The sequence below is a fragment of the Methanosarcina sp. 1.H.A.2.2 genome, assembly GCF_000979975.1.
Taxonomy (GTDB): Archaea; Halobacteriota; Methanosarcinia; order Methanosarcinales; family Methanosarcinaceae; genus Methanosarcina.
Genome location: NZ_JJQL01000005.1, coordinates 1 through 21,751, shown reverse-complemented (window position 1 = coordinate 21,751; position 21,751 = coordinate 1). Strand labels below are relative to the sequence as shown.

Annotated in this window: 20 protein-coding genes and 1 pseudogene; 15 read left to right on the top strand and 6 right to left on the bottom strand. The window is 44.8% G+C overall.

Annotation, left to right across the window (positions count from 1 at the left end; translation table 11 throughout):
- Nucleotides 1-668 precede the first annotated feature (668 nt).
- The 5 genes from EO93_RS00855 to EO93_RS00835 all read left to right on the top strand — a co-directional run bounded on the left by EO93_RS00855 (nt 669) and on the right by EO93_RS00835 (nt 6,725).
- Complete coding sequence (locus EO93_RS00855; RefSeq protein WP_156161188.1) at nt 669-1,937, top strand: BatD family protein; 1,269 nt, start codon at nt 669-671, stop codon at nt 1,935-1,937.
- A 159-nt stretch (nt 1,938-2,096) separates the two neighbouring features.
- Nucleotides 2,097-3,212, top strand: coding sequence for a cell division protein FtsZ (locus EO93_RS00850; RefSeq protein ID WP_048135244.1), 1,116 nt, complete (start codon nt 2,097-2,099; stop codon nt 3,210-3,212).
- A 415-nt stretch (nt 3,213-3,627) separates the two neighbouring features.
- Nucleotides 3,628-4,842, top strand: a complete 1,215-nt coding sequence (locus tag EO93_RS00845) for an iron ABC transporter substrate-binding protein (RefSeq protein ID WP_048160626.1) — start codon at nt 3,628-3,630, stop codon at nt 4,840-4,842.
- Between the two features lie 18 nt (nt 4,843-4,860).
- Nucleotides 4,861-5,934, top strand: coding sequence for an iron ABC transporter permease (locus tag EO93_RS00840; protein ID WP_048160624.1), 1,074 nt, complete (start codon nt 4,861-4,863; stop codon nt 5,932-5,934).
- Nucleotides 5,931-6,725 carry an ABC transporter ATP-binding protein gene (locus EO93_RS00835; RefSeq protein WP_048160622.1) on the top strand — a complete coding sequence of 265 codons (795 nt, stop codon included), beginning with the start codon at nt 5,931-5,933 and terminating at the stop codon, nt 6,723-6,725. Before EO93_RS00840 ends, EO93_RS00835 begins: the two co-directional genes overlap by 4 nt.
- Nucleotides 6,726-6,908: 183 nt before the next feature.
- Here EO93_RS00835 and EO93_RS00830 read toward each other — a convergent pair whose 3' ends face one another.
- The 6 genes from EO93_RS00830 to hisS all read right to left on the bottom strand — a co-directional run bounded on the left by EO93_RS00830 (nt 6,909) and on the right by hisS (nt 12,381).
- Nucleotides 6,909-7,367 carry a 30S ribosomal protein S15 gene (locus tag EO93_RS00830; RefSeq protein ID WP_048127524.1) on the bottom strand — a complete coding sequence of 153 codons (459 nt, stop codon included), beginning with the start codon at nt 7,365-7,367 and terminating at the stop codon, nt 6,909-6,911.
- Between the two features lie 312 nt (nt 7,368-7,679).
- Complete coding sequence (locus EO93_RS00825; protein WP_235284063.1) at nt 7,680-8,951, bottom strand: hypothetical protein; 1,272 nt, start codon at nt 8,949-8,951, stop codon at nt 7,680-7,682.
- Nucleotides 8,952-9,072: 121 nt separating this feature from the next.
- Nucleotides 9,073-9,630: a hypothetical protein gene (locus tag EO93_RS00820; protein WP_048160658.1), complete on the bottom strand. Its 558-nt coding sequence runs from the start codon at nt 9,628-9,630 to the stop codon at nt 9,073-9,075.
- A gap of 10 nt (nt 9,631-9,640) precedes the next feature.
- The gene (locus EO93_RS00815) at nt 9,641-10,264 is read right to left on the bottom strand and encodes a hypothetical protein (protein ID WP_235283248.1); all 624 of its coding nucleotides are present in this window, start codon (nt 10,262-10,264) and stop codon (nt 9,641-9,643) included.
- Between the two features lie 17 nt (nt 10,265-10,281).
- Complete coding sequence (locus tag EO93_RS18035) at nt 10,282-10,647, bottom strand: hypothetical protein (protein WP_235284062.1); 366 nt, start codon at nt 10,645-10,647, stop codon at nt 10,282-10,284.
- Between the two features lie 492 nt (nt 10,648-11,139).
- The gene (hisS, locus tag EO93_RS00805; protein ID WP_048135231.1) at nt 11,140-12,381 is read right to left on the bottom strand and encodes a histidine--tRNA ligase; all 1,242 of its coding nucleotides are present in this window, start codon (nt 12,379-12,381) and stop codon (nt 11,140-11,142) included.
- A 633-nt stretch (nt 12,382-13,014) separates the two neighbouring features.
- On the opposite strand from hisS, the gene cobD reads away from it, so the two are divergent.
- The 10 genes and pseudogenes from cobD to EO93_RS00755 all read left to right on the top strand — a co-directional run.
- Nucleotides 13,015-14,505: a threonine-phosphate decarboxylase CobD gene (cobD, locus tag EO93_RS00800; protein ID WP_048160618.1), complete on the top strand. Its 1,491-nt coding sequence runs from the start codon at nt 13,015-13,017 to the stop codon at nt 14,503-14,505.
- Nucleotides 14,502-15,488: a cobalamin biosynthesis protein gene (locus tag EO93_RS00795; RefSeq protein WP_048160617.1), complete on the top strand. Its 987-nt coding sequence runs from the start codon at nt 14,502-14,504 to the stop codon at nt 15,486-15,488. The genes cobD and EO93_RS00795 overlap by 4 nt, the downstream gene beginning before the upstream one ends.
- Before the next feature lie 317 nt (nt 15,489-15,805).
- A complete protein-coding gene (gene cobZ / locus EO93_RS00790; protein WP_048135221.1) occupies nt 15,806-16,348 on the top strand; it encodes an alpha-ribazole phosphatase CobZ in 543 nt (180 codons plus the stop codon).
- A 17-nt stretch (nt 16,349-16,365) separates the two neighbouring features.
- Nucleotides 16,366-17,202: an adenosylcobinamide-GDP ribazoletransferase gene (gene cobS, locus EO93_RS00785; RefSeq protein WP_048135216.1), complete on the top strand. Its 837-nt coding sequence runs from the start codon at nt 16,366-16,368 to the stop codon at nt 17,200-17,202.
- Nucleotides 17,187-17,798 (top strand): NTP transferase domain-containing protein, encoded by a 612-nt coding sequence (locus EO93_RS00780; RefSeq protein WP_048135215.1) that lies wholly within the window; start codon nt 17,187-17,189, stop codon nt 17,796-17,798. Before cobS ends, EO93_RS00780 begins: the two co-directional genes overlap by 16 nt.
- Nucleotides 17,799-17,864: 66 nt before the next feature.
- A complete protein-coding gene (locus tag EO93_RS00775; protein WP_048135214.1) occupies nt 17,865-18,572 on the top strand; it encodes an ABC transporter ATP-binding protein in 708 nt (235 codons plus the stop codon).
- Between the two features lie 3 nt (nt 18,573-18,575).
- Nucleotides 18,576-19,538 (top strand): SufD family Fe-S cluster assembly protein, encoded by a 963-nt coding sequence (locus EO93_RS00770; RefSeq protein ID WP_048135212.1) that lies wholly within the window; start codon nt 18,576-18,578, stop codon nt 19,536-19,538.
- A gap of 115 nt (nt 19,539-19,653) precedes the next feature.
- A complete protein-coding gene (locus EO93_RS00765; protein WP_048160616.1) occupies nt 19,654-20,019 on the top strand; it encodes a hypothetical protein in 366 nt (121 codons plus the stop codon).
- A 745-nt stretch (nt 20,020-20,764) separates the two neighbouring features.
- The gene (gene mtbC / locus EO93_RS00760; RefSeq protein WP_048137022.1) at nt 20,765-21,415 is read left to right on the top strand and encodes a dimethylamine corrinoid protein MtbC; all 651 of its coding nucleotides are present in this window, start codon (nt 20,765-20,767) and stop codon (nt 21,413-21,415) included.
- A gap of 6 nt (nt 21,416-21,421) precedes the next feature.
- Nucleotides 21,422-21,751, top strand: a pseudogene (locus tag EO93_RS00755) ([dimethylamine--corrinoid protein] Co-methyltransferase); the annotation flags it as partial.

Here is a 21,751-nt window from a genome sequence, read left to right as displayed (position 1 = left end):
ATTCCGTGGTTTCTGTGCCTTCGGTGCCTTCGGTGGTTGGTATCTTTGTTTGAGATTAATGAATAAATTTTGATACTTGCCTATAAGTTTTTTGATACTTGCCTATAAGTTAACACATTAATCTTTCTCTTTTTTATTTAATAGATTTTCCTGTTGAAGACTTTTAACTTTTACTCCTTTTTACACCAATGATTACAATTCTATTTTATAATATGTTTTATTTTTCGGCCGAAACTTTGAAAAACACCGAAAAGATAAAAAGGAAGTAATGAATAAAGATTACAAAGATAATAATATAAAAATATAAACTTATGAAACAAAAACAACTCGAAAACCCGGATGAAAATTAATGTTAAATCCAGCTTCTAATATTCCACTTGTTTCAGAATTTATTCTTGAGGATTATGTGGAATCTCACGTATTCAACCGTATATTTTGCACTTAAATATAATAACAAATCTAAGATGTATTACAAGTTTTCAATCCGGGTATTTGTAAAAAATTTATTTATGTAATTAATCCTACAGCGGTTAGTGCCTGTTATGAACTTATACAAATTAATAATGCATTATAAACAGCTAATTCAATAGTATTCATCTAAAAATAATTTAAAGGAGAATGACCTGCCATAAATAATCTTTTTTTATAAGGAATTTGAGGTAGCAGAAGTGAAACTGAAAGGGACCCATAGAACTGTTTTGTTTGCGTTTCTCATCCTGCTGACGCTTGGCAGCACAGCATCGGCAAGAACCACAGTGTATGACGGTGATATTGAGGAAGGGGAGGTATATCAGCTTAATAATTACATAATCGAAATTACCGATGTCTTCCCTGAAGCTAGCACAGCCTCATATTACGTGTACGAAAGAGATAAGGAAATCGCAAATGGCCTGCTGGATATAAACGAGAGTTTTGAGTTTGATTTCGAGGATGATGGGGAAGTCCAGATGCGCCTGAAGTCCGTGCATGGTGGAGGCGTATTACCCAGGGCTACAGTTGAGATAAGTATATCAAATTACAACATAGGAGACCTTTATGTAAGTGAGGTTATTGAAAGCGGGCACTCTGGAACAACCTTCGCAGGGGATCCGAAGCTTGTAATAGTCAAGAGCGTAGATAAATCCGAAATAGAGGTAGGAGATGTCATAACTGTTACTGTGACTGCAAGAACTACCGGAAACGATGTTGCAAACAAGGTGCTGTTTACGGACCCTAAGCAGGAACATTTTATCCTGAAAGAAACCACTTACGAAGTTTCGACCAGCATCCCTAAAATTGATTATGGGCAATCAGTCCCTGAAACCCTTGTTTATATTTATAACCTAAAAGCAACCGAGGCAGGAACCTTCGACCTCAGAGCTGTGACTGCTACTTATACGAACAGTGCCGGTCAGACTTACCAGTCTTCTTCTAACACACCATCCATTACTGTAAGTGAAGGAAATAAGCAGATTGCGAATGTTGATTCCATAATGAATGTGGATCTCTCATCTGTAGGAAGGAACGAAAAAATCACCTCAACCGTAATCTTGAAGAATACCGGAAGTGCCCCTGCACAGGCTGTCCGCCTCGACATTATGGTTCCGGACGGTATGGAATACGTGGGCGGAGACGAGGGGATTGAAACCATAGGCGGAAATCCCAGAATATACCTTGAAACTCTGCAGCCCAATAACGACAAAGAGTTCAGGTATACTTTAAAAGCAAAAGAAGTGGGAACTTACAGTATAAATTCAGAGCTTTCTTATGAATACAGTAACGGTGTAGATGCCCAGAACATTAAGCAAAACGAGGAGTTTGCAACTTCCCGTATCAATGTAAAAGAAGGTAAGTTCGATTTTCTGATTAAAAACCCCTTATACATCATAATTTCAGTAATCATCCTTGCAGTCATTGGATTTCAGGTCTACAGACGGCACAGGGAATACAGGTATTAAAAGAGTAACACTTTATCAATAATATATAAAACTTAATCACCACTATACCAACTTAATCACTACTATGCCAACTTGATTAATAATATATATAAGATGTAATGTCCTTGATCGATTCCATACAGGAAAAATGTTAATTCACCTTTAAAATGGAGGAATTTTTTGCTTAATATACTGGTAATAGGAAACGGGCAATGTGGAAACAGGATTCTTGATTCCATTAACCGACATGCAATGGGAGGGGGAAAAAGCTGCAACAAGCTTGCAAAGTTTTATTCAAAGCAGAAATTTAAAAGCCATGTTGAAACCCTTGCCTTCAACACTGCCGTTAATGACTTAAAAGAGATGAAATTTACAAAAGCAAAAGATAGAGTCCATATACCTCACCTGCACGGAGTCGGTGCAAACCGGAATGTAGGAAAGCAGGTCTTTGAAGAAAGTAAAGAACAGATTATGCGGCAGATTGAGGAAAGGGGCAATTTTGATATCGCCTTTGTACTTACCTCAGCTTCAGGCGGCACAGGCTCTTCTTTTACCCCTCTTCTCGTAAAAGAGATGAAAAAACGCTATGATTATCCTATTTATTGTGTCGTTGTCCTCCCTTTCAGGGAAGAAGGGACCCTTTATCTTCAAAATGCAGCTTTTTCTATCCGGGACATCCGCCAAAGCGGAGCAGACGGGATTATCCTTGCTGATAACCAGTACCTGAAAAATATAGGGGGAAGTATCCAGGATGCCTATAACGGCATCAATGACATGATTGCAGAACGCCTTCTCTTCCTTCTCGATGCTCTTGATAGTGAGATGATGATGGTAACGGACCTCGGGGATTTCAAAACCGTAATGAACGGGGGTGCAGGGCTTGCAACAATCGGCTTTTTCAGGGCTGATAAGGAAATGCCTGTTAAAACCGCAATCCAGAATTCACTCTCTCCTTCAGGCCTTTTATTTTCAACCAATGTTTATGAAGAAGCAAGCAGGGCAATGATCATAATCAAAGGCGACCGCAAATACCTGAGCATAGACGACATCTCAACTGAAATCGAAAAACTTTCCGGAGCCGTAGGGCATGTCTTCAAGGGGATAGTCGTATGCAACGGAGAGTATCCGCAGATTCTTTCACTTCTTACCCTGGAGTCCGCCCATGAGCTGGAAAAACTCTATAATGTGGCAGTCCAGGCAATCCACTATGAAAAGGCAAAAAAGCAGCGCGTGGAAGAAGGAGTAGAAATGGAAAAAGCCTTTTCCCAGATTGAAGGGCTGGAACCTGAATACTGAAATTCAGGTCCTTCTTCTGACCTTTTTCTCATCTTCTTCTTCTGACCTTTTTCCCGTCTTCTTCTGACCTTTTTCCCTTCTTTTTCTGACCTTTTTCCCTTCTTCTTCTTCTTATCTTTTTCTCATCTTCTTCTGACCTTTTTCCCGTCTTCTGTGTAAAATAAATGTACCATTTGCAGGACAACGCGAAATCTGTCAAAAAAGTCACTGTTCACAGGTACCCCCAGCACAATAATGAAAGTAGCAGCGGATTCATAACACCCCTGCACTCACTATCTATATTATCCTCAACCAAATTAAATCTCACAATAAATCATACCAATATTTGAAAAATTATTGGTATTATAAGAATTAATCGAATAAATTAGTTAACTTTATGTAATACGCTTTCTCTAGTAAATTAGAGGAACGTAACATGAATATATCCCCCAGTATTAAAATAACTAAAATTATTTTCATTGGAGTGCTCATAGCTGCCCTGGTCGTAACCTCAGGATGTACGAGCAAATCCACTCCTGTTGAGGACGGAGAAGGTGCGGCTCCAGCAGAGTCTGCCGGGATCACTACAAATTCCGAGGAGTTAACAGAATCCGCAGGAATTACAATCACAGATGGGTTCGGCAGAAATGTAACCATACCTGAAAATGTTGAAGAGGTCGTCTGTTCAGGGGCAGGATCCCTGCGCTACCTTGTATATCTGCAGGCTCAGGACTTCGTAGTCGGAGTTGACAGTCTGGAAAAGAAGGAGTCAGAGGTAGAAGGCCGTCCTTATGCCCTTGCAAATCCGCAGCTTAAGGGCTATCCCCTGATCGGCGAGTTCAGGGGCAAGGATGACCCGGAAAAAATCATTAATATCAACCCTCAGGTTGTTCTGAAAACCGGCACAACTGGCCAACCTTCGGCAACAAATGCCGCTGAAGCCGACAGTCTCCAGGAAAAAACCGGAATCTCGGTAATCTCATTCCCTTACGGGTCTTTGAAGAACGAGGAACAGAAAGCTGAAATGTACAGTTCACTCCGGATAATGGGTGAGGTAGTGGGCAAACAGGAAAGAGCAGAAGAGGTAATCGCTTATATCGAAGCTACGATGGAAGACCTCGAAAACAGGACTGCCGACATTCCGGAATCCGAACGAAAGACTGTTTATGTCGGAGGGGTGAGCAGTGCAGGAGCTCACGGGATAATTTCCACAGAACCGGCTTATCCACCATTCCTCTGGGTAAATGCAAATAACGTTGCAGCCGGAATGGGCGCAGACCATGCGGATATTGCTAAAGAAGCCCTGGTAAACTGGGACCCTGAGTATATCTTTATCGACATTGGCACCCTCCAGCTGGGAAATGAAGGAGCCGTCGGAGAACTCAAGACCGATCCGTCACTCAAAGGGCTTTCAGCCGTGAAGAATGGAAATGTTTACGGAGTGATACCCTACAACTTCTACAGCACCAACTATGAGTCAGTGCTTGCAAACGCTTATTTTGTAGGAAAGGTGCTCTATCCGGACCAGTTTGAGGATATCGACCCTGAAGCCAAAGCCGACGAGATCTATACTTTCTTCATTGGCAAACCTGTGTTTTCTGACCTGAACGGACAGTACAATGATACGGGTTTCAAGCAGATTCTGCAGTAAGATGGAGGGTATAAATAAGTGCATTTTGCCGACGGAGCAGTACCCGAAGATTACCTCGTATACGTGCGGAGGAAGTACTTCTGGATAATGGGGGGGCTCCTGCTCCTTTTTTTCATGTTTATATACTCGATTTCCGTAGGAGAGGTAACGATACCCCCTTATGGGGTGTTGCAAACCCTGATGGGGGAGAACATCTCTGATAAATGGGATTCGATAATCTGGAACATCCGTCTCCCTCAAGCCCTGGCTGCTATAGTAGCAGGAGCCGGGCTCTCAGTTGCTGGGGTGGTAATGCAGTCTATCCTGCGTAACCCTCTCGGGTCTCCGTTTACTCTCGGCATCTCAAACGCCGGAGCTTTCGGGGCTGCCTTCTCAGTAATTGTGCTCGGGACAGGGAGGATGCAATCGAGCGTTGCAAACGCCGTCATCCTCAACAACCCTTACCTGACCACAATGGTAGCTTTCATCTTTTGCCTTCTTGCCACAGGGGTAATCCTGCTCATCTCCCGGATCCGCGGGTCTTCACCCGAGGTAATGGTGCTTGCAGGTGTTTCGCTGTCTTCCCTCTTTACCGCAGGGACAATGTTCCTGCAGTACTTTGCTGACGATACCCAGCTTGCAGCAGTTGTCTTCTGGACCTTTGGCGATGTCGGAAGAGTGAAAAACTGGCCGGAACTGGGGATTATGACAGGGGTTGTCCTGTTCGCGGTCATATTCTTCATTGCCAACCGCTGGAACTACAATGCAATCGATGCAGGGGATGAGACCGCAAAAAGCCTCGGTGTCAACGTGGAAAAAGTCAGGCTTATAGGCATGATTATTGCTGCACTTGTCTCGGCTGTTATCGTTTCGTTCCTTGGCGTCATAGGGTTCGTGGGGCTGATCTGTCCGCATATGGTAAGGCGGATTATAGGGGATGACCAGAGATACCTTATACCCGGCTCAACTCTTCTTGGGGCAATCCTCCTTCTGGTATCGGACACCGCAGCCAGGCTTATAGTGTCCCCATATGTGCTTCCGGTCTCCATCCTGACTGCTTTCATGGGGGCACCAACTTTCATTTACCTGCTCATCAGGGGGTATAAACGATGATTCTTTCTGTAGATGAACTCCAGTTTTTATATCGTAACCGTAAAATCCTTCATGAGATTGCCTTTTCAATCGATGAAGGCGAAGTTGTCGCAATCCTGGGTCCCAACGGAGTTGGCAAGACTACCCTGTTAAAATGCCTGAACAGGATCCTCAACCCGAGAGGGGGAGCAGTCCATATAGACGGGGAAAACCTTTCCGACCTCGGGACAATGGAAATTGCACGCCTTATCGGGTATGTCCCGCAGCGTGTGGAAACAGGGAGGCTGACGGCTTTTGATGCAGTCCTGCTAGGTAGGCGGCCCCATATTAAATGGGATATTACGGAAAAGGATCTCAAGATCGTTGATTCGGTCTTCAAGTTACTCTCGATGGAAAACCTGCGCCTGTCCTATATCGATGAGATGAGCGGAGGCGAACTCCAGAAGGTAGCAATAGCACGTTCCCTTGTTCAGGAGCCAAAAGTCCTTCTCCTTGACGAGCCGACAAGCAGTCTCGACCTGAGGAACCAGGTGGAGATCCTGGCCATTATCAGGCAGATAGTCCTTAAGCATAAGATTGCGGCTGTGATGACGATGCATGACCTCAATCAGGCTTTCAGATATGCAGACCGGTTCATTCTCCTGAAGGGAGGGAAAGTTCACGCCTATGGAGGAGTGGAAGTAATTACCCCTCAGGTAATCGAAGAGGTATATGGCCTGCCAGTCGTTATCGGGGAGATTTCAGGTATGCGGTGTGTAGTTCCGGGGAGCCCTGCATGGGACTGCAAAATAAGCTACATTGCAAGCAAATAATGATGCCGTAATGAAAAAAGCGGCACAACTGCGGGCAAAAAAAACACTGGGTCGCGCTTTCTGACACCTCATATCAGAGGCACAGGAAGGATTTTACGTTTTAAAAAAGAGTATAAGGGAGTTTGCCGGAAAGGCAAACTCAATCCTTATGTGGAAAAATCCCTTGAGTGGGAATTTTCAGGTTTATCTGGTAATCATCATTTCTGCGGTTTCAGGCTTGTAGAACCAATCTCTCGGAAGTACCTTTTCCTGTTTGTAGTACTTAACAAGCCTTCTGATCTTGGACTCAGTCAGGTTGAGGGAACGCTTGTTGTGTACGTCTTTCTTGTTAATAGCAAGGTGCTTCCTCAGTTTCAGAGCCTTCACGATGAGGTTGGTAAGATCTTCGGGAATGTTAGAATAAACGTTGTTTTCCTTGAGAATTGTTGTGATCTTCTTACCTGTGACGAGCTTGGCGTCAGGGACTCCATAGCGGTCTCTTAAAATCATTCCGATTTCGGATGTGGATACACCCTGTTTCCAGAGATCCAGTGTAATTGAAGTGACTTCGTCTGCTCCAATCTTGCACCACTCAGGGGCTTCGGTTCTGTTAGGCCTGGTGGATGCTGACTTTCCTTTTCTTTTGGTATGCATTTTTGCCATATCTGATTCTCCTGATATTAATTGATCGATACCCGAAAGAAAAGCTCTTCGGGCTGAGGTTATATCTTTACCGACTATAACGGACCAACACATCGATCGGGAGATTTTTAATCCGCCACAGCAAACTGCTGCGTGGCTTTTTTCAGGAACTCCTGCAAAAGCGTAAGTGTTTCGGTAAAAACATCACTAGAGATTGCACCATATAATATATACTTTGTGTCGGGAAAAAAGAAGGAAAAACATTATAAGCATAAAAATAGGAGCAGGGTCTCTTCCGACGAAATAAATTTCTGAAAAAGGCTTCCATCCCCATTAAAATGGTTTCCAGAGGTAAAGGACTATTCTTGCCCCTCCGGGATTGATCTGCCTGTAAATTGATTCTATCCCTGTATCCCTTAGAGCCTGAGCCTTCGAGAGATCTTCAGCCTCGAGTATGGCATAAACAGTCTCGTTAATTTCACCTGATAATTCAGCTTCAAGTTCTGTCCTTATCTCTTTTTTGATGTGGTCAACCAGCAGGGCTTCAAGTAGAGAGAGTTCTGCAGTGGATACATTTCCGGGATAGGTTTCGGAATCGAGTGCAAACCCTGTTTCAAGCAGGTCCGAGAGATAGGCATTAAATTCGTCTTCTGTTGAGGGAGAATTTTCTTCATCCGCATTTTCCGAAACCCCGTAAAGCAGGGTCTCAAAAGACTCATCTGCTTCTTCTCCGAAAACTGACCCCGAATAATCCGACGGGAAAAGCAGCTCAACAGCTGTCTCCGCCCCTTCAAGAGCTGCGGCATCAAGAGAAGCATTAAAGGCCTGGAAAAGGGCTGTTGAAGCCTCTTCTTCAGAAGTGTTAAGTGAAGCTTCAAGCACGGAATCATTCACACAGGCGAGAAGAGCATCCTTAGAAGGTGCATTTGCATAAAGAGGCATGGATAGTTTTGTACTCTGTCGGATGGCATCTGCAGGAGGTTCTTCTCCGACTATAAGTTCACTTCCCATCGGAAAAGCTCCCACGGGATACCAGTAAGCTTCAAAGCGATAAGAAAACCTCCCTGCAACCTTTTTGTCCAGATAAGCAGCTATAGTTTCAGAAGCCTTATCTGAGTAGTCCTCAGCCAGTGGGTTGAGCAAAATGGCTGAGCCGTTGTTTGATAGAGTAAGGGATATGGCCAGGTATTCGGCTGTCAGGTCAGCGAAAGTCCTGTGTTTCTGTTCCTTTCCGAAAAGGGTGTGAGCAGGACTTTCCACAATCGAGTTTTCGGGGACTGAAATGTTAAGTGCCGAAAGAGGAGATATTTCGTATTCGAAGTCCTCAAGTTTACAGGAAAGAAAGGATTCGAGCAGATAAGCATCCAGTTCTGAAGAAGTCACATATCCGGCTGCAATATACTGTTCATCAGCCTGCAAGGAGGGCATAAGAAGGACCCCTGAAAGTGAAATCAACACAAGCAAAAATAGGGCATCAAAAACTGTAGAATAACCTGAAGACTCCCTCATATAAACAGAAGATTCCTTAACAGTTTCACCCTTTACATTTATATTTTTTACTTTTTGTGACTCTCCGGAATTTTGAGAAGCTCTCAAAGGTTTCATCTTATTTCACCTGTTTCTGTCCTGAATCAGATTTCCTGTCCTGAATCAGATTTCCTGTCAAGGACCAGTCAATTCCTGCTTTCGATGTGTACTCCGTTTTGCTCCTTTGCTTGATCCTCTTTCACATCCACGGAGTTTTATACAGCACTACAGTAAGGGTCCCGGGGACCGATTCCGCAGGATTCAACTCGATTACAACCGGCACTGAAGCCGCAACTTTTTCATGTTTTCCAATAAAATGCCCAGGTTCGACAATTTCAGGATCGATGAGCCACTGCCAGCGCCCATCTCCGGTCCGAATTTCGACCAGAAACGGATAGTTTCCGGAAAAGGCTGCAAAAAATTTCATTCTCTCATTCTGTCCATCGGGACCTGAAAGCTTATCAAGGGCTGATGCAGAAAGCATGCCCGAATTTTCGGCTCTAAAGGCAGGTGCTTCGGCCAGCGTTCCTGCAAGAAGGGAAGCGCTTTCATAGTTCTCAAGAGCAAAAGAGCTGTCCTCATATCCCATGTATGCCCTGGAAAGAAGGGCAGCAAAGACCACGAAACCTATGACAGCAAGAGCAGTGGCAAGAAGATCGGAATGGGGTTCAAGGACTCCCCTTTCATCCTTGAGGATTGAAGTGTCAGATTTTTTCCAAAATTTTTTTCCAGCTGCCAGTAAATTATTGATAAACAAAGATCCAACCTTATTGATAAACAAGGACACAACCAATACCAGAAACCCCCTCACTGTCCTTCACATAAATAAGTTCTTTCTTTATGGAGATGTTTTCACCTGCGTTTAAAACCACTTCCTCGGTCCCGGAAACCTGAAGGAAAGCCTTAATTTCCTGAAGATCAGTGATGAGTGGAGATCCTTCATTACCCTCAGCCCCGAACTTTGTATTCAGCTTTCCCCGGAGTACGGATTCATTGAAAGGCAGGACTCTGAAGGCAAAGGGCCTTACAGCACTGAAACTTTTTTCATCATATCTGGCCTTCAAATGGACATACTCTCCTGAAACGCAGACCTCTATATTTTCCCCGAATGGGGAAGCCAGAAAGACTTCGTTCTCATCAAAACGAAAAGAAAGCTCCTCCTGAACTTTCTCCTGACTCCCCTCCTGAAAACTCCCTGCTCCAGCTTCATCTACCGCGGTTTTGAAATCCCTTGCAAGGAAATCGAGCTGTTCCTGTGCCTCGAGGTCTTTAAATCCGGCAGCCAGTTGAAAAAGGGCTGTAAAGAGGATTACGCTGGCAAGAATAAGTGCCGCTTTTGAAATTAAAAAGTCAGCCCATGCCGAATCATCCTCTGAAAAATCCTTTGCCATACGGATTTCTCCTGACCTCATGTTTTTTCATCAGCTCCGGTTTCAGAGATCAGTACGAAAAGCCTTCCGGATTCAGGCTCGATCTTTGTTGAAAGGAGTACTCTGTGCCTGCCCGAACCAAGTGAGAAGGGTCCGTTAACCTCCGGATTCGAAAAGGAAGCAACTGCGGGATAAAAGGTTGACTTCCCTCCAACAGTGATACAATAATTATCCGCATCCTCGGGCCAGTCCCCCTCCCGATCAGGCAGAGTCCCGAAGTCTACAGATGCTCCGTGTGGTATCCTTATCTCAAAGGCAATTTCACTCCCTTCTCCGCGTATGGAGAGCTGTTCGGCAGCAGCTGTTAGTTTTGAAGCTTCATCCAGGGTTTCCTGTTCCCTCATATCCTCCAAAAAACCAGAAATATAGACTGACGAAATAAGTAGAAGCACAGCAAAGAGAATGCCTGTAACTGTAAACCTGAAAGGAAGCCCGCATACAGCAGATTCATCAGTTATAATTTGACAGGCTGAAACTTGAGCCTTACCAGCCGTAAATTTACCCCCCACGCCCAGATTCCGGATAACTTTGGGAATTAAAAGTAATAAAATTTAAGCAGTTTGTCTATAAAAAGTTTATCTTTTTTTTGGATTGAAAAACAGGGCAATAAATATATTGTCTAAATAATATCCTCAAAATTAATAATAAGTGGGATAGAGAATCTAAGTGATAAAAAAGGAAATAAATGAAAAAAAGGAAATAAATGAAAAAAAGATAATAAATAAAAAGAAGGAAATAAATAAAAAAAAGAAAGGCAAGGAAAGGGAAGGAAAGGAAAGGAAAGGAAAGGAAAGGAAAGGAAATAAAGAAGCAGAAATAGGACAAAAGGAATACTTTCAGTCCGGCTGCCCTGTAATCTTTCCTATTATTTCTTCCAGTGTCAAAAACTCCTGTTCTCCGGATACCATATCCCTGAAAGTCAGTTTTCCTGCCTCGAGTTCTTTTTCCCCGACTATGATCACGTAGTCAGCATTGATGGTATTTGCATAGGTGAGCTGGGCTTTGAAATTACGCTCCATGAGGTCTATATGGACAGGCAGGTAATTCCTCAGGGTAGTTGCAAGTTTTGCAGCTTCCAGATGAGTCTCGGGTTTTGAGACCAGCACCAGTTTTCTGGGTTCCGGGGTTTCGAGCGGACAGATCTCCATTATCCTGTCAAAACCTATCCCGAAGCCTGTAGAAGGCACATCTCCGCCTCCGAAAAGCTTTATAAGCTGGTAAGAGCCTCCCCCGCAGACCTGCTTCTGGGCGCCAAGGCCTTCGGCATAAACCTCAAAGACCATGCCCGTGTAGTAGTCAAGCCCGCGGGCAATCCCGAAATCAAGCGAGTAATTGACGCCGTATGCATCAAGAAGTTTAAGGGTCTTTTCAAAGCTTACAAGCTCAGGGATGTTCCCGACTATTTCTTTTGCCTGAGGGAGGGTGTACCTGCCTTCGAGATTTATCAGGCGGAAGATGTCGGACTTCAACTGCTCTTCTGCTCCTATTTCCTCAAGCAGGGCTTCAAGGCCTGCATACTCTTTCTTGTCCACAAGCCTCATGACCTTACTTACGATCTCGGGTTCAAGCCCTTTTAAAAGCGTACGGATCACTGCAAGGTTTCCGATCTTCATGTCGCCCTGAATGCCCACAGCTTTTAACATTGCATCGGCAAGGGCAATAACCTCGGCGTCCGAGTCGGATTTTCCGCTTCCTATGAGTTCAACCCCGAACTGCCAGAATTCCCTGAAACGGCCTTTCTGGGGGCGCTCGTAGCGGAAACAATTTTCAAAGTAGAATAACTTCAACGGCTTGGGGAGAGACTGAAGTTCGTTTACATACATCCGCATGACAGGAGCCGTAAGTTCCGGTCTGAGGGTCATCTCCCTGCCTCCTTTGTCCGTGAAGTTATAGAGTTCCCCTATAATACCTTCTCCGGACTTAAGGGTAAAAAGGTCCAGATGTTCAAACGTGGGCGTAATGATCTCACTGTAGCCCCAGTTACGGACAACATTTCGCATAACGCTTTCCACGTACCTTCTCCGGGCAGTATCTGCGGGTAAAAAGTCCCGGGTCCCTCTTGGCCTGTTAACTGTCATTTTTTAATGCACCTGGTATATATCGAATTTAGAGAATTTATGCTGAAGACATAACCGCTTGTTCGGATAAATAACTCATATACATTTCATAAGCAGCATATAAAGCTCTTGCAAATAGCCTATATCTATTCTTAATCTATGAAAGAAAGGGTCAGGTTAGTTTCCTGGATTAAATGGATTCCTATAGGAAGCATTATCCTTACATTCTACTGTAATCTGCAGTTTTACAATATCATAATCTGCAGTTTTATAATTTCATAATCTATAGTTTTACAATATCATAATCTGCAGTTTTACAATATATTCTGCGGTTATACGGAAGCTGCTCTGTTCCTCTTCAGCTTTTCTGGATGGAGTAGTCAAAAACAAGCTATTTTACTTTTTCTATATCCCCCTCTAAAAGTCAAAAAATATACAAATAGAATATACAAATAGAAATCAGTTAGAAAAGCAGATATAATAAGAGTCCAAAACATTTGTAATATATTTTTTATGTAAAATAAAGTATAATGGATTCCAGAAAGCAGAGTTTTCGCAATCAAACAACAACAAAGCAAATAAAGGCAAGTTTGAACCGGCTAATATAATAAACAACTTAATATACATGATTCACGCTAAATATTTGCGATCGACGTGTCAGAGCAAAGAAGTGTACCTTTAAGGGAGCATCTGCTGGCCCTGAAACCCTGCAGACATGGAGGGTTAATCCAGGAAACTTCGGAGACATACGGGATCCCCGAAGGTGAAATTCTCGACTTCAGTGCAAACTTTAACCCACTGGGAAGCCCATTTGACTATCCCGAAAGCGGATTAAACTTTGGGGATATCATTGAAGAGAGCCTCGGAAAACTCCTGGAATACCCCGACAACAGGTATCTGGAGTTCAGGGAAGCTGCTGCTAGATTTGTAGGACTGGGTGTAACACCGCAGAGTATTATTCCTGGTAACGGTTCAACGGAAATTGTCAGGCTTGTAGTTGAATCTGTGGTAGAAAAAGGAGACAAGGTCCTTTTACCATGGCCCACTTTCGGAGAATACGAAATGCAGTGCCGGATCGTAGGAGCAGAGCCGGTATATCCTGCACAGGACGAGGTGGATACACTATCGGATGAGATACTGGATAAGGCAAAAATCCTTTTTATCTGTAACCCGAACAACCCTACTGGAAAACTCCGCAGCAGGGAAGAACTCAAAGCTCTTGCAGAACGCTGCAGGGAGCATAAAACTCTTCTTTACGTAGACGAAGCCTTCATTGAGCTATCCGATTATTCACAGAGCGTTGCAGACCTTCCTGCAGACAACGACTATGTTTTTGTCATGCGCTCTCTTACAAAGGACTTTGCGATCCCCGGGATCAGGATGGGCTTCGGGATAGCTTCTCCGGATATGGCTGAGATCCTGAACACAGCAAGGTTGTCCTGGAACCTCGGAGCTATTGCAAACACTACCGGAATCGCGCTTCTCAACATAGAAGGCGGGATTGACAGCCCATACCTGAAAAAAGCAAGGGCAATGATCCTTGAAGAAGGGGAAAAGCTCAAAGCCAAACTTGACAGGATAAGGGGCTTTGAAGTCGGGGAAGTAAATGTTAATTTTATCTTTGTCAACATTAGCAAATTCATGCTTGACTCAGGTGAACTGAGTGCACGCCTTGCAGCTCGCGGGGTCCTTATTAGGGACTGTGTCTCATTTCACGGCCTGGGAAAAGATTACATAAGAGTTGCCGTCAGGACTGGCGAAGAAAACGACAGGCTCATTGCTGCAATCGGAGAAGTTATCACCGAGTGGGGCAGAGAACAGGCAAAGAACGAACTGCAGCAAGTAATCGAAAAAGCCAGTGAAGAAGGCATAGGAGGCAGGAAGACCTGCGAGTATTATCCCTGCCATTTTGAAGGCCAGAACTGCACCTTCTGCTTCTGCCCATTTTACCCCTGTGAAAACGAGAAAACCGGAGGAAAATGGATCAAGAGCTCAAGGGGCGGCAGAGTCTGGAGTTGCGTTGACTGCCACCTTGTCCATAAGAAAGAAATAGCCCAGAAGGTCCTTGACTGCCTTATGCAGGAAGGGGATACGGACGAACTTGTAAAAGTGGCCTGGAAAAAAGTAATGGAGCCTATCTTATGATTATCCCGGACAGCGGGCACCTTGCTCTGGTACTTCTGCTTGCTGCAGTTATAGACATAGTTTTCGGAGAGCCTCCTGCTGCTATTCACCCCGTTGTCTGGATCGGAAAATTAATCAGTTTTTTGAAAAACGCAGCCCCAAAAACCCACAGGAAACTCTATGGTGTGGCAATGGCTCTTTGCTGTGTTTTCTTCGCGTCTTTACTGGGTTATTCCGTTCTCTACATTGCAGCCCTTCCGGGAATTCCGTACATTTTAGCACTCTTAATCGAAGCCTACTTCCTGAAAGCCACCTTTGCAATCAACTGCCTGCTGAGCCCTGCCAGAAAGATTTACAAACACCTTGAAGAAAACCAGCTGGAAAAAGTCCGGGAACTGCTCCCTATCTACGTCAGCCGAAACACCTCCAAACTGACAAAAACTCAGATGTCTTCTGCGGTTATTGAATCCGTCTCCGAAAATTACGTGGACGGTGTCCTGAGCCCGATTTTTTATTACGCACTTTTCGGAGAACTCGGGCTTGTGGCTGCCTATGCCTTTAAAGCCATAAGCACTCTTGATTCGATGGTAGGGTATAAAACCGAGCCTTACAGGGAACTGGGATACTTCTCAGCGAAGTCAGATGATGTGTTGAATTGGGTCCCTGCACGTATTTCAGTTATCTTTATCCTTGCTGCAGCCTTTACAATATCCTTATTCCCTAAAAACGGAAGAAAAATCAATCCGCTCGACAGCATAAAGGCTGCTCTCGAAGACGGGATGAAGACTCCGTCCCCCAATTCCGGCTATCCGATGGCTGCTACTGCCGGGGCTCTGGGGGTTAAACTTGAAAAACCCGACACTTATGTGCTGGGAGCCTCATACCCGCCTACCGAAGTAAAAGATATAAAACGGGTCTCCCAATTAATAGCAATTGCTTCAGGGTTTTCACTTGTTGCTTTTGTGGCAGTGATACAGATTACGGGAATTTACCTGTATCTGTGATCTGTAGATGTACCCCCATTACTTTGAAACCCTTACTTTGAAACCCTTACTTTGAAACCCTTACTTTGAAACCATTAATTTACAGGACCCCCGCCAATTTCATAATCCGGATGCGCGGAAGCTGGGACCCTGAGAAATCGGAATATGCTCGGCAGGTGAATGCCGGAAGCAGTTAAATCCATTATAAATCCATTACATTAACCGGTAAAAAGCTTAAAACCAATTTCTCGTTTTAAGCTCCATCATTTCAAGCTCGACCGTTTTAATACTATTATCAAGCAGAAACTAACCGTTTTGACAACCCCGGAGTGATCAGTATGAAGTTATCCGATATTGAGGAAAGGGACCTGAAAAAAGGGCAGCCTGAAAAAATAGAGGGAAAAGCTACCGTCGATATCCTCGATGTCCTGGCCGAAGAAGGCATAAGTATCCAGGACCTTGCGGACACAGCTCTCGAAATGTATGTCCCTCACCCCGGACTTGAGACAAGGGAAAAAGCCGAAGCTCTGTTTAAAAGGGAACTCAAATTCGCTCTGTCGGACCCGAATCTCTGCCTTCTGATTTATTCCGGGGTTCTGCTGGAGAGGGAAGGCAGAGCCGGAAACCTTCCGAATCTTAGCAAAAGTTCTTATGAAAAAGACCTTAGTTTTATAATCGCTGACGAAGTGCTGGGCAACAGCATCGCAAACTATATCAGCGGCTCTAAAGGGACATTCGAGTTTGTCAGGTATGACAAACTAAAGCCCGGAATCCTTGCAAATCTGGGGCCTTTCATGGACGACGTCATAGGGGGCCTTATCGGAGGCGTGTCTTCCAATATGTATTCAAGAGGTATGGCAGAGTTTGAAAGAAATGACTAAAAAACAGGCGATACATAATGAATTCATATTTACTGGCATTTAAGTCGGGTTTTGGCTTCCTGTCCACGATCCCTGTAGGAATCAGTATGGAAGGGATCGATGAGCTCATGAAAAAGATCTACTTCTACCCTATCGTGGGAGCTGTAATCGGACTTCTCATAGGGGCATTTGCATACATAGGGCAGTTGATATTTCCGGGCCCGTTCCTTGCAGCCCTTATCATGGGAGTCATATATTACATTACAGGCTTTAACCACCTCGACGGGGTCACTGACATGGGAGACGGCTTTATGGCCCATGGGTCCCTTGAGAAAAAAATCAAAGCCTTAAAAGATACGACTCTCGGGACAGGAGGAGTAGCTTTTGGCATGCTTGTACTGCTTGCCCTGTACGGTTCCATAAGGTCTGTCCAGGAAGAAGGCTTTACAGCTTTTGGTTCTAACCTTCCGCTGCTTATGTTTGCATCCATGTTTATTGCAGAGGTCAGTGCCAAGCAGTCCATGTTAACCATTGCCGCTTTTGGGAAACCGATTCCTCCCCCGAAAGACCAGGCTTACCCGGGTCTTGGAGCCATGACCATAAACGGGGCAACCCATAAAAATTTCCTCATAGGATTTATCTTTGGAGCAGTTGTATGTTCCCTGCCATTTGGATTGATAGGGCTGCTTCCCTACCTTGCAGCATGTGCCTCGGCTCTTGTACTCCTTAACAGGAGTTATGCCCACTTTGGGGGCTTAAACGGCGACGGAATAGGTACTGCTAACGAAATTGGAAGAATAACTGCCCTGATTATTATTGCGGTTATCCTCAAACTTTCATTAAACACCGGAGGTCTGGAATGGACGCTATTGTAATGGCAGGAGGGTTCGGGCAGAGGCTTGGAATGGGGGAAAAGCCCTGTGTTGAATTGCTCGGAAAGCCACTCATTACCTATGTGATAGATACACTTAGATCAACAAAAAATATCGACAGAGTTTTCGTAGCGGTCTCGCCTGTTACCCCGAAGACCGAAATCATGATTCAGGAACGCTACAAAGGCGAGGTTCAGGTAATCAGGACTTTTGGAGGAAACTATGTAGGGGATATGATTCATGCAGTGGAAACTGCAGGAACGACGGGTCCTGTAATGATTATCATGTCCGACCTGCCCCTTATAGACTCCGAGCTTATTGATTCGGTAATCCGGAAATACAGGGAAGAAGGAAAGCCTGCACTTTCCGTATATGTCCCTATCAATGTATGCAAGGGAGCAGGAACCAGGCCGGATACTGTATTTAACAAGGATGGAAAACTTATCGTGCCCGCTGGAGTAAATATCCTTGACAGTTCTCAAATCCGAACCGAACAGGAAGACTTTAATCTGATACTTGATAATCCCAAACTAGCACTAAACGTAAATACCGTTAAAGACCTGCAGCGCTGCAAGGATTTGCTGCAGTGCTCAAACTAAATGTTGCAGTGCTCAAACAAAAATTTGCTAGAGGTGTCATATATTTTATCCTTAAAAAACCTGATATTGAGCCGTGATGGAAAAAAAATTCTGCGTGGGGTCAACCTTGAAGTGGGAGACTGTGAAATCCACAGCATTATCGGCGCAAACGGTGCAGGGAAAAGTACACTTGCCTACACCCTGATGGGGCTCCAGGGTTATGAACATGAAGAAGGCAGCATCATTTTTGATGGGGAAGATGTTGCAGTACTTTCGATAACCGAGCGTGCAAAAAAAGGCATAACCCTTGCCTGGCAGGAACCCGCTCGCTTTGAGGGGCTAAAGGTCAGGGATTATCTTGCAATTGGGGCAAAAGGCAATGGAGGCATTACAGAAGACGAGATAAAGGAAGCCCTCAGGAAAGTCGACCTGAAACCTGAAAAATACCTTGACAGAGAAGTAGGCGAGGCATTGAGCGGGGGCGAAAGAAAGCGAATCGAGCTTGCCTCTATCATTACCATGAAGCCGAAACTTGCAATTCTTGATGAACCTGACTCCGGAATTGACGTGGTTTCCTTAAAAGAAATCGTCTCCCTGATCCGGGCGCTCAAAGAAAACGGCTCTTCAGTCCTTGTAATCACGCACCGGGAAGAAATTGCAGCTGCCTCGGACAAAGCATCCCTTATGTGCGAAGGGTCAATCCTCAGGAGCGGGGATCCCCTGGAAATCAGCGAATTTTTTAAAAACAGATGCATACCCTGTGACAGCCGGGTATCACCCCCAAAGGTGGTCTGAAAAATGACTCAGATTACATTGAATGCGCTTTCAAGAGAAGCAGAAGGCATAACGGCAGCTTATACCGCAGCCGGAGGAGATACTGCAGTCCTGCATGACCATGGAATCTCAAGTCTTGTGATAAGCGGGAACAAGGTGCTAAGTGCAAATGCTACCGAAGGCGTAGTGCTTGAGAAAAAAGAAACCGAACACGGCGTGGACATTAAACTGACCATCAAAAAAGGATATAAAATCCCCCTGCCTGTCCACCTCTGTTTCGGTGTGGTCCCTAAAGATGGGCTTCAGGAAATCAATATGGACTTCGTAGCCGAAGAAGACTCGGCTGTGGAACTTATAGCCCACTGCACCTTCCCGAACGCTGAAAAGGTTATCCACAAAATGGATGCTGAGATGCTTATCGGAAAGAATGCGTCCCTGAAATACACCGAGACCCATTTCCACGGCTCCCACGGAGGAATTCAGGTGATCCCGAAAGCCCATATAAAGATCGAGGAAGGAGGCAGTTACTACACGAACTTTTCCCTTCTCTCCGGAAGGGTAGGGTATCTGGAATTCGATTACAGTGTGGATGCCGAAAAAGACTCGATCTGCGAGATGGTCACCAAGGTCTACGGAAAAGCAGATGATATGATAAAGATCCTCGAGAAAATCTCCCTGAACGGGGAAAACGCCCGCAGTGTTATCAAAAGCCGGCTTGCCATAACTGATAATGCCATATCGGAATTCAGGGGAATCACCGAAGGCCGCGCCCCGAGAGCCCGCGGACACGTGGACTGCATGGAAGTCATCCAGGGCAATGCAAAGGCTGAAGCCGTGCCAATTGTCCGGGTCGACAACCCCCTTGCCAAGGTTACTCATGAAGCTGCAATCGGCTGCGTGGACAAAAAGGAAGTAGAAACCCTCATGGCCCGCGGTCTTGAAGAAGACGAGGCAATAGACATTATAGTAAAGGGAATGCTGGCTTAAAATCTGCCTTCATCCCTTCTTTGCCTGAATCCGGTATCCTGTATACGGGGTTCAGCCAATCTAGAACAATTTACTGGAAAATTTAGAGATCTCAACACTGAAGTAGGTGGAAAGTATGAATGGTGAATTAATCATTCTTGAAAAAAAGTATTCGGAAAGAAACCTGCAGTTAATTACGGGAAAAAAGGACATAAGTTCGCATACGATGGATATTCCCGAAGAAATGTTGCTTTTAAGTGAAGTAATCGAAGACCCCAGAAAACTTCCTTACCTGCTGGAAACCTTTTATACTGCACAGATAAAGAATGAAAAAGCTTTTCATTTTGCTCTGCTCAGAGTCCAGGTAGATTCGGATATAAGGATGCATGAAGACATCCAGAGATACCAGCAGAGAAGATACGTAGCTGAAACCCTTGAGAAATTACTCTACGGGGAGCTTATGCTTTCAGTAGGGGATAATACGAGCCTTGAAGAAGACTGAGGGCTCTGGCCTTAAAAGAGTTCTTTCCCGACTTTACCCTTTTCCCTCTCCTTCTACATTCAGGAACTTGAAGCAGTAATGAGTTTTCCAAAACTCCTGTTTTTTACAGAGGCCCGGACTTTTGACTTAAACTTTCGATTTTCTCCAGCCTTTTTGCTCTCGGGTAAAGAGTTTCTTTTGCCGTTGAGAACCAGCAGAAAAAAATCACATCCTATCACGTTTTTATCCTCAGTGTTCCTGAGCCCCGGCGTATATTTACACCAAATCGAAGAAATCCGGGGTTCTACTTAAACATTAAAAATAATAACTATTTAATAATTTTAACAAGATATAAATATATAGATTCAAACGATATTAAATAGGGGGTATAGCCCGGAAAAACGGGATTTTTCAGTAGCTTTCCGTGAGAACGCCTGGAAGGATAACAGAATAGAGGTGAGGTTCGGGAAGACAAACTACCGGCACTACCATATTTAACAGACAGGAAGAGTAATCCGGAGGAGGGGGCCAAAAGTACAGCTGTATAGTGGGAACTATAGATGTAGAAACCTGGGGGTTAAAGCAGGTACCAGCAACAGACAGAAACTGATGCAAAAGTAGATCTCGATCCCTCAGGAAAAGCGGGAAAATGAAACTCGCTTTCTGGAAGAGATGGTTTTTCTTTTTAAATGTATAGACTGGGATTCTTCCTGCACGAAGAACCCACTGTTCTTACAAAATAAATGTGGAAAAAGAGGGTTTTAAAATGGCAAGCAAAGAAGAATTACTTCAGGAACTTTCGGATGCGATTATTTCCTGCAAGAAGGACAGGGTGATTGCAGCCGTAGAAAAGGCAAAAGGAGTGATGGAACCGGCCGAGATCATTGAAAAGGGGCTTGCGGCCGGAATGAACCAGGTAGGGGTCCTCTTTGAGAGAGGCAAACTTTTCTTACCCCACGTGATGATGGCTGCAGACGCGATGACTGCAGGGGTCAAACTCCTTGAATCTGAAATGCCTGCGGGAGCCCAAAAAAAGACAATGGGAGTCATTGTTAACGGGACCGTAGAGGGAGATGTGCACGACATAGGCAAGTCTATAGTCTCTACCATGCTCCAGTCCGCAGGATTTGAAGTTCATGACATCGGCAGGGATGTCCCGATCAAGAACTTTATCGAAAAGGCAAAGGAGGTCAATGCGGATATGATCGGACTTTCGGCCCTGATGACCACAACTCTTCCTGGACAGAAAGGGGTTATCGAACTCCTCAAGGAAGAAGGTATGAGGGAGAGGGTAAAGGTCATGGTCGGAGGAGCCCCTGCAACCCAGGCCTGGGCCGATAAGATAGGTGCAGACTGCTACGCAGAAAATGCCAGCGAAGCCGTGGCAAAGGCAAAGGAACTGCTCCTTGGGAAGTGAGAATAAATGGCAACAGAATACGCTCTGAGGATGGGAGACGGAAAGAGGATCTTCCTTACCAAAGAAAAGATTGTTGAGGAGATTGAGGCAGGTACGGCTAACGCCGCTGACCTCGGTGAGATTTCTGTCCTCAGTGATGGTGAACTTGAAAAGCTTGCAGAAATTCTGATGATGCCTGGAAAGGCAGTCAGTGTTGAGCAGGGCATGGAAGTTCCTGTAACCCACGATATCGGTACTCTCAGGCTTGACGGGGACCAGGGCAACAGTGGTGTTGGTATTCCTTCCAGCCGTCTTGTCGGCTGCATGATGCACGAGAGAGCCTTTGGTGCCGACACC

Excerpts from the sequence above, each read along its gene's own strand:
- mtbC (WP_048137022.1), top strand. The coding sequence starts at position 20,765 with ATGGCAAGCAAAGAAGAATTACTTCAGGAACTTTCGGATGCGATTATT.
- EO93_RS00795 (WP_048160617.1), top strand. The coding sequence starts at position 14,502 with ATGATTATCCCGGACAGCGGGCACCTTGCTCTGGTACTTCTGCTTGCT.
- EO93_RS00770 (WP_048135212.1), top strand. The coding sequence starts at position 18,576 with ATGACTCAGATTACATTGAATGCGCTTTCAAGAGAAGCAGAAGGCATA.
- EO93_RS00830 (WP_048127524.1), bottom strand. The coding sequence starts at position 7,367 with ATGGCAAAAATGCATACCAAAAGAAAAGGAAAGTCAGCATCCACCAGG.
- cobS (WP_048135216.1), top strand. The coding sequence starts at position 16,366 with ATGAATTCATATTTACTGGCATTTAAGTCGGGTTTTGGCTTCCTGTCC.
- EO93_RS00845 (WP_048160626.1), top strand. The coding sequence starts at position 3,628 with ATGAATATATCCCCCAGTATTAAAATAACTAAAATTATTTTCATTGGA.
- EO93_RS18035 (WP_235284062.1), bottom strand. The coding sequence starts at position 10,647 with ATGAGGGAACAGGAAACCCTGGATGAAGCTTCAAAACTAACAGCTGCT.
- EO93_RS00835 (WP_048160622.1), top strand. The coding sequence starts at position 5,931 with ATGATTCTTTCTGTAGATGAACTCCAGTTTTTATATCGTAACCGTAAA.
- cobZ (WP_048135221.1), top strand. The coding sequence starts at position 15,806 with ATGAAGTTATCCGATATTGAGGAAAGGGACCTGAAAAAAGGGCAGCCT.
- EO93_RS00815 (WP_235283248.1), bottom strand. The coding sequence starts at position 10,264 with ATGGCAAAGGATTTTTCAGAGGATGATTCGGCATGGGCTGACTTTTTA.
- EO93_RS00780 (WP_048135215.1), top strand. The coding sequence starts at position 17,187 with ATGGACGCTATTGTAATGGCAGGAGGGTTCGGGCAGAGGCTTGGAATG.
- EO93_RS00765 (WP_048160616.1), top strand. The coding sequence starts at position 19,654 with ATGAATGGTGAATTAATCATTCTTGAAAAAAAGTATTCGGAAAGAAAC.
- hisS (WP_048135231.1), bottom strand. The coding sequence starts at position 12,381 with ATGACAGTTAACAGGCCAAGAGGGACCCGGGACTTTTTACCCGCAGAT.
- EO93_RS00825 (WP_235284063.1), bottom strand. The coding sequence starts at position 8,951 with ATGAAACCTTTGAGAGCTTCTCAAAATTCCGGAGAGTCACAAAAAGTA.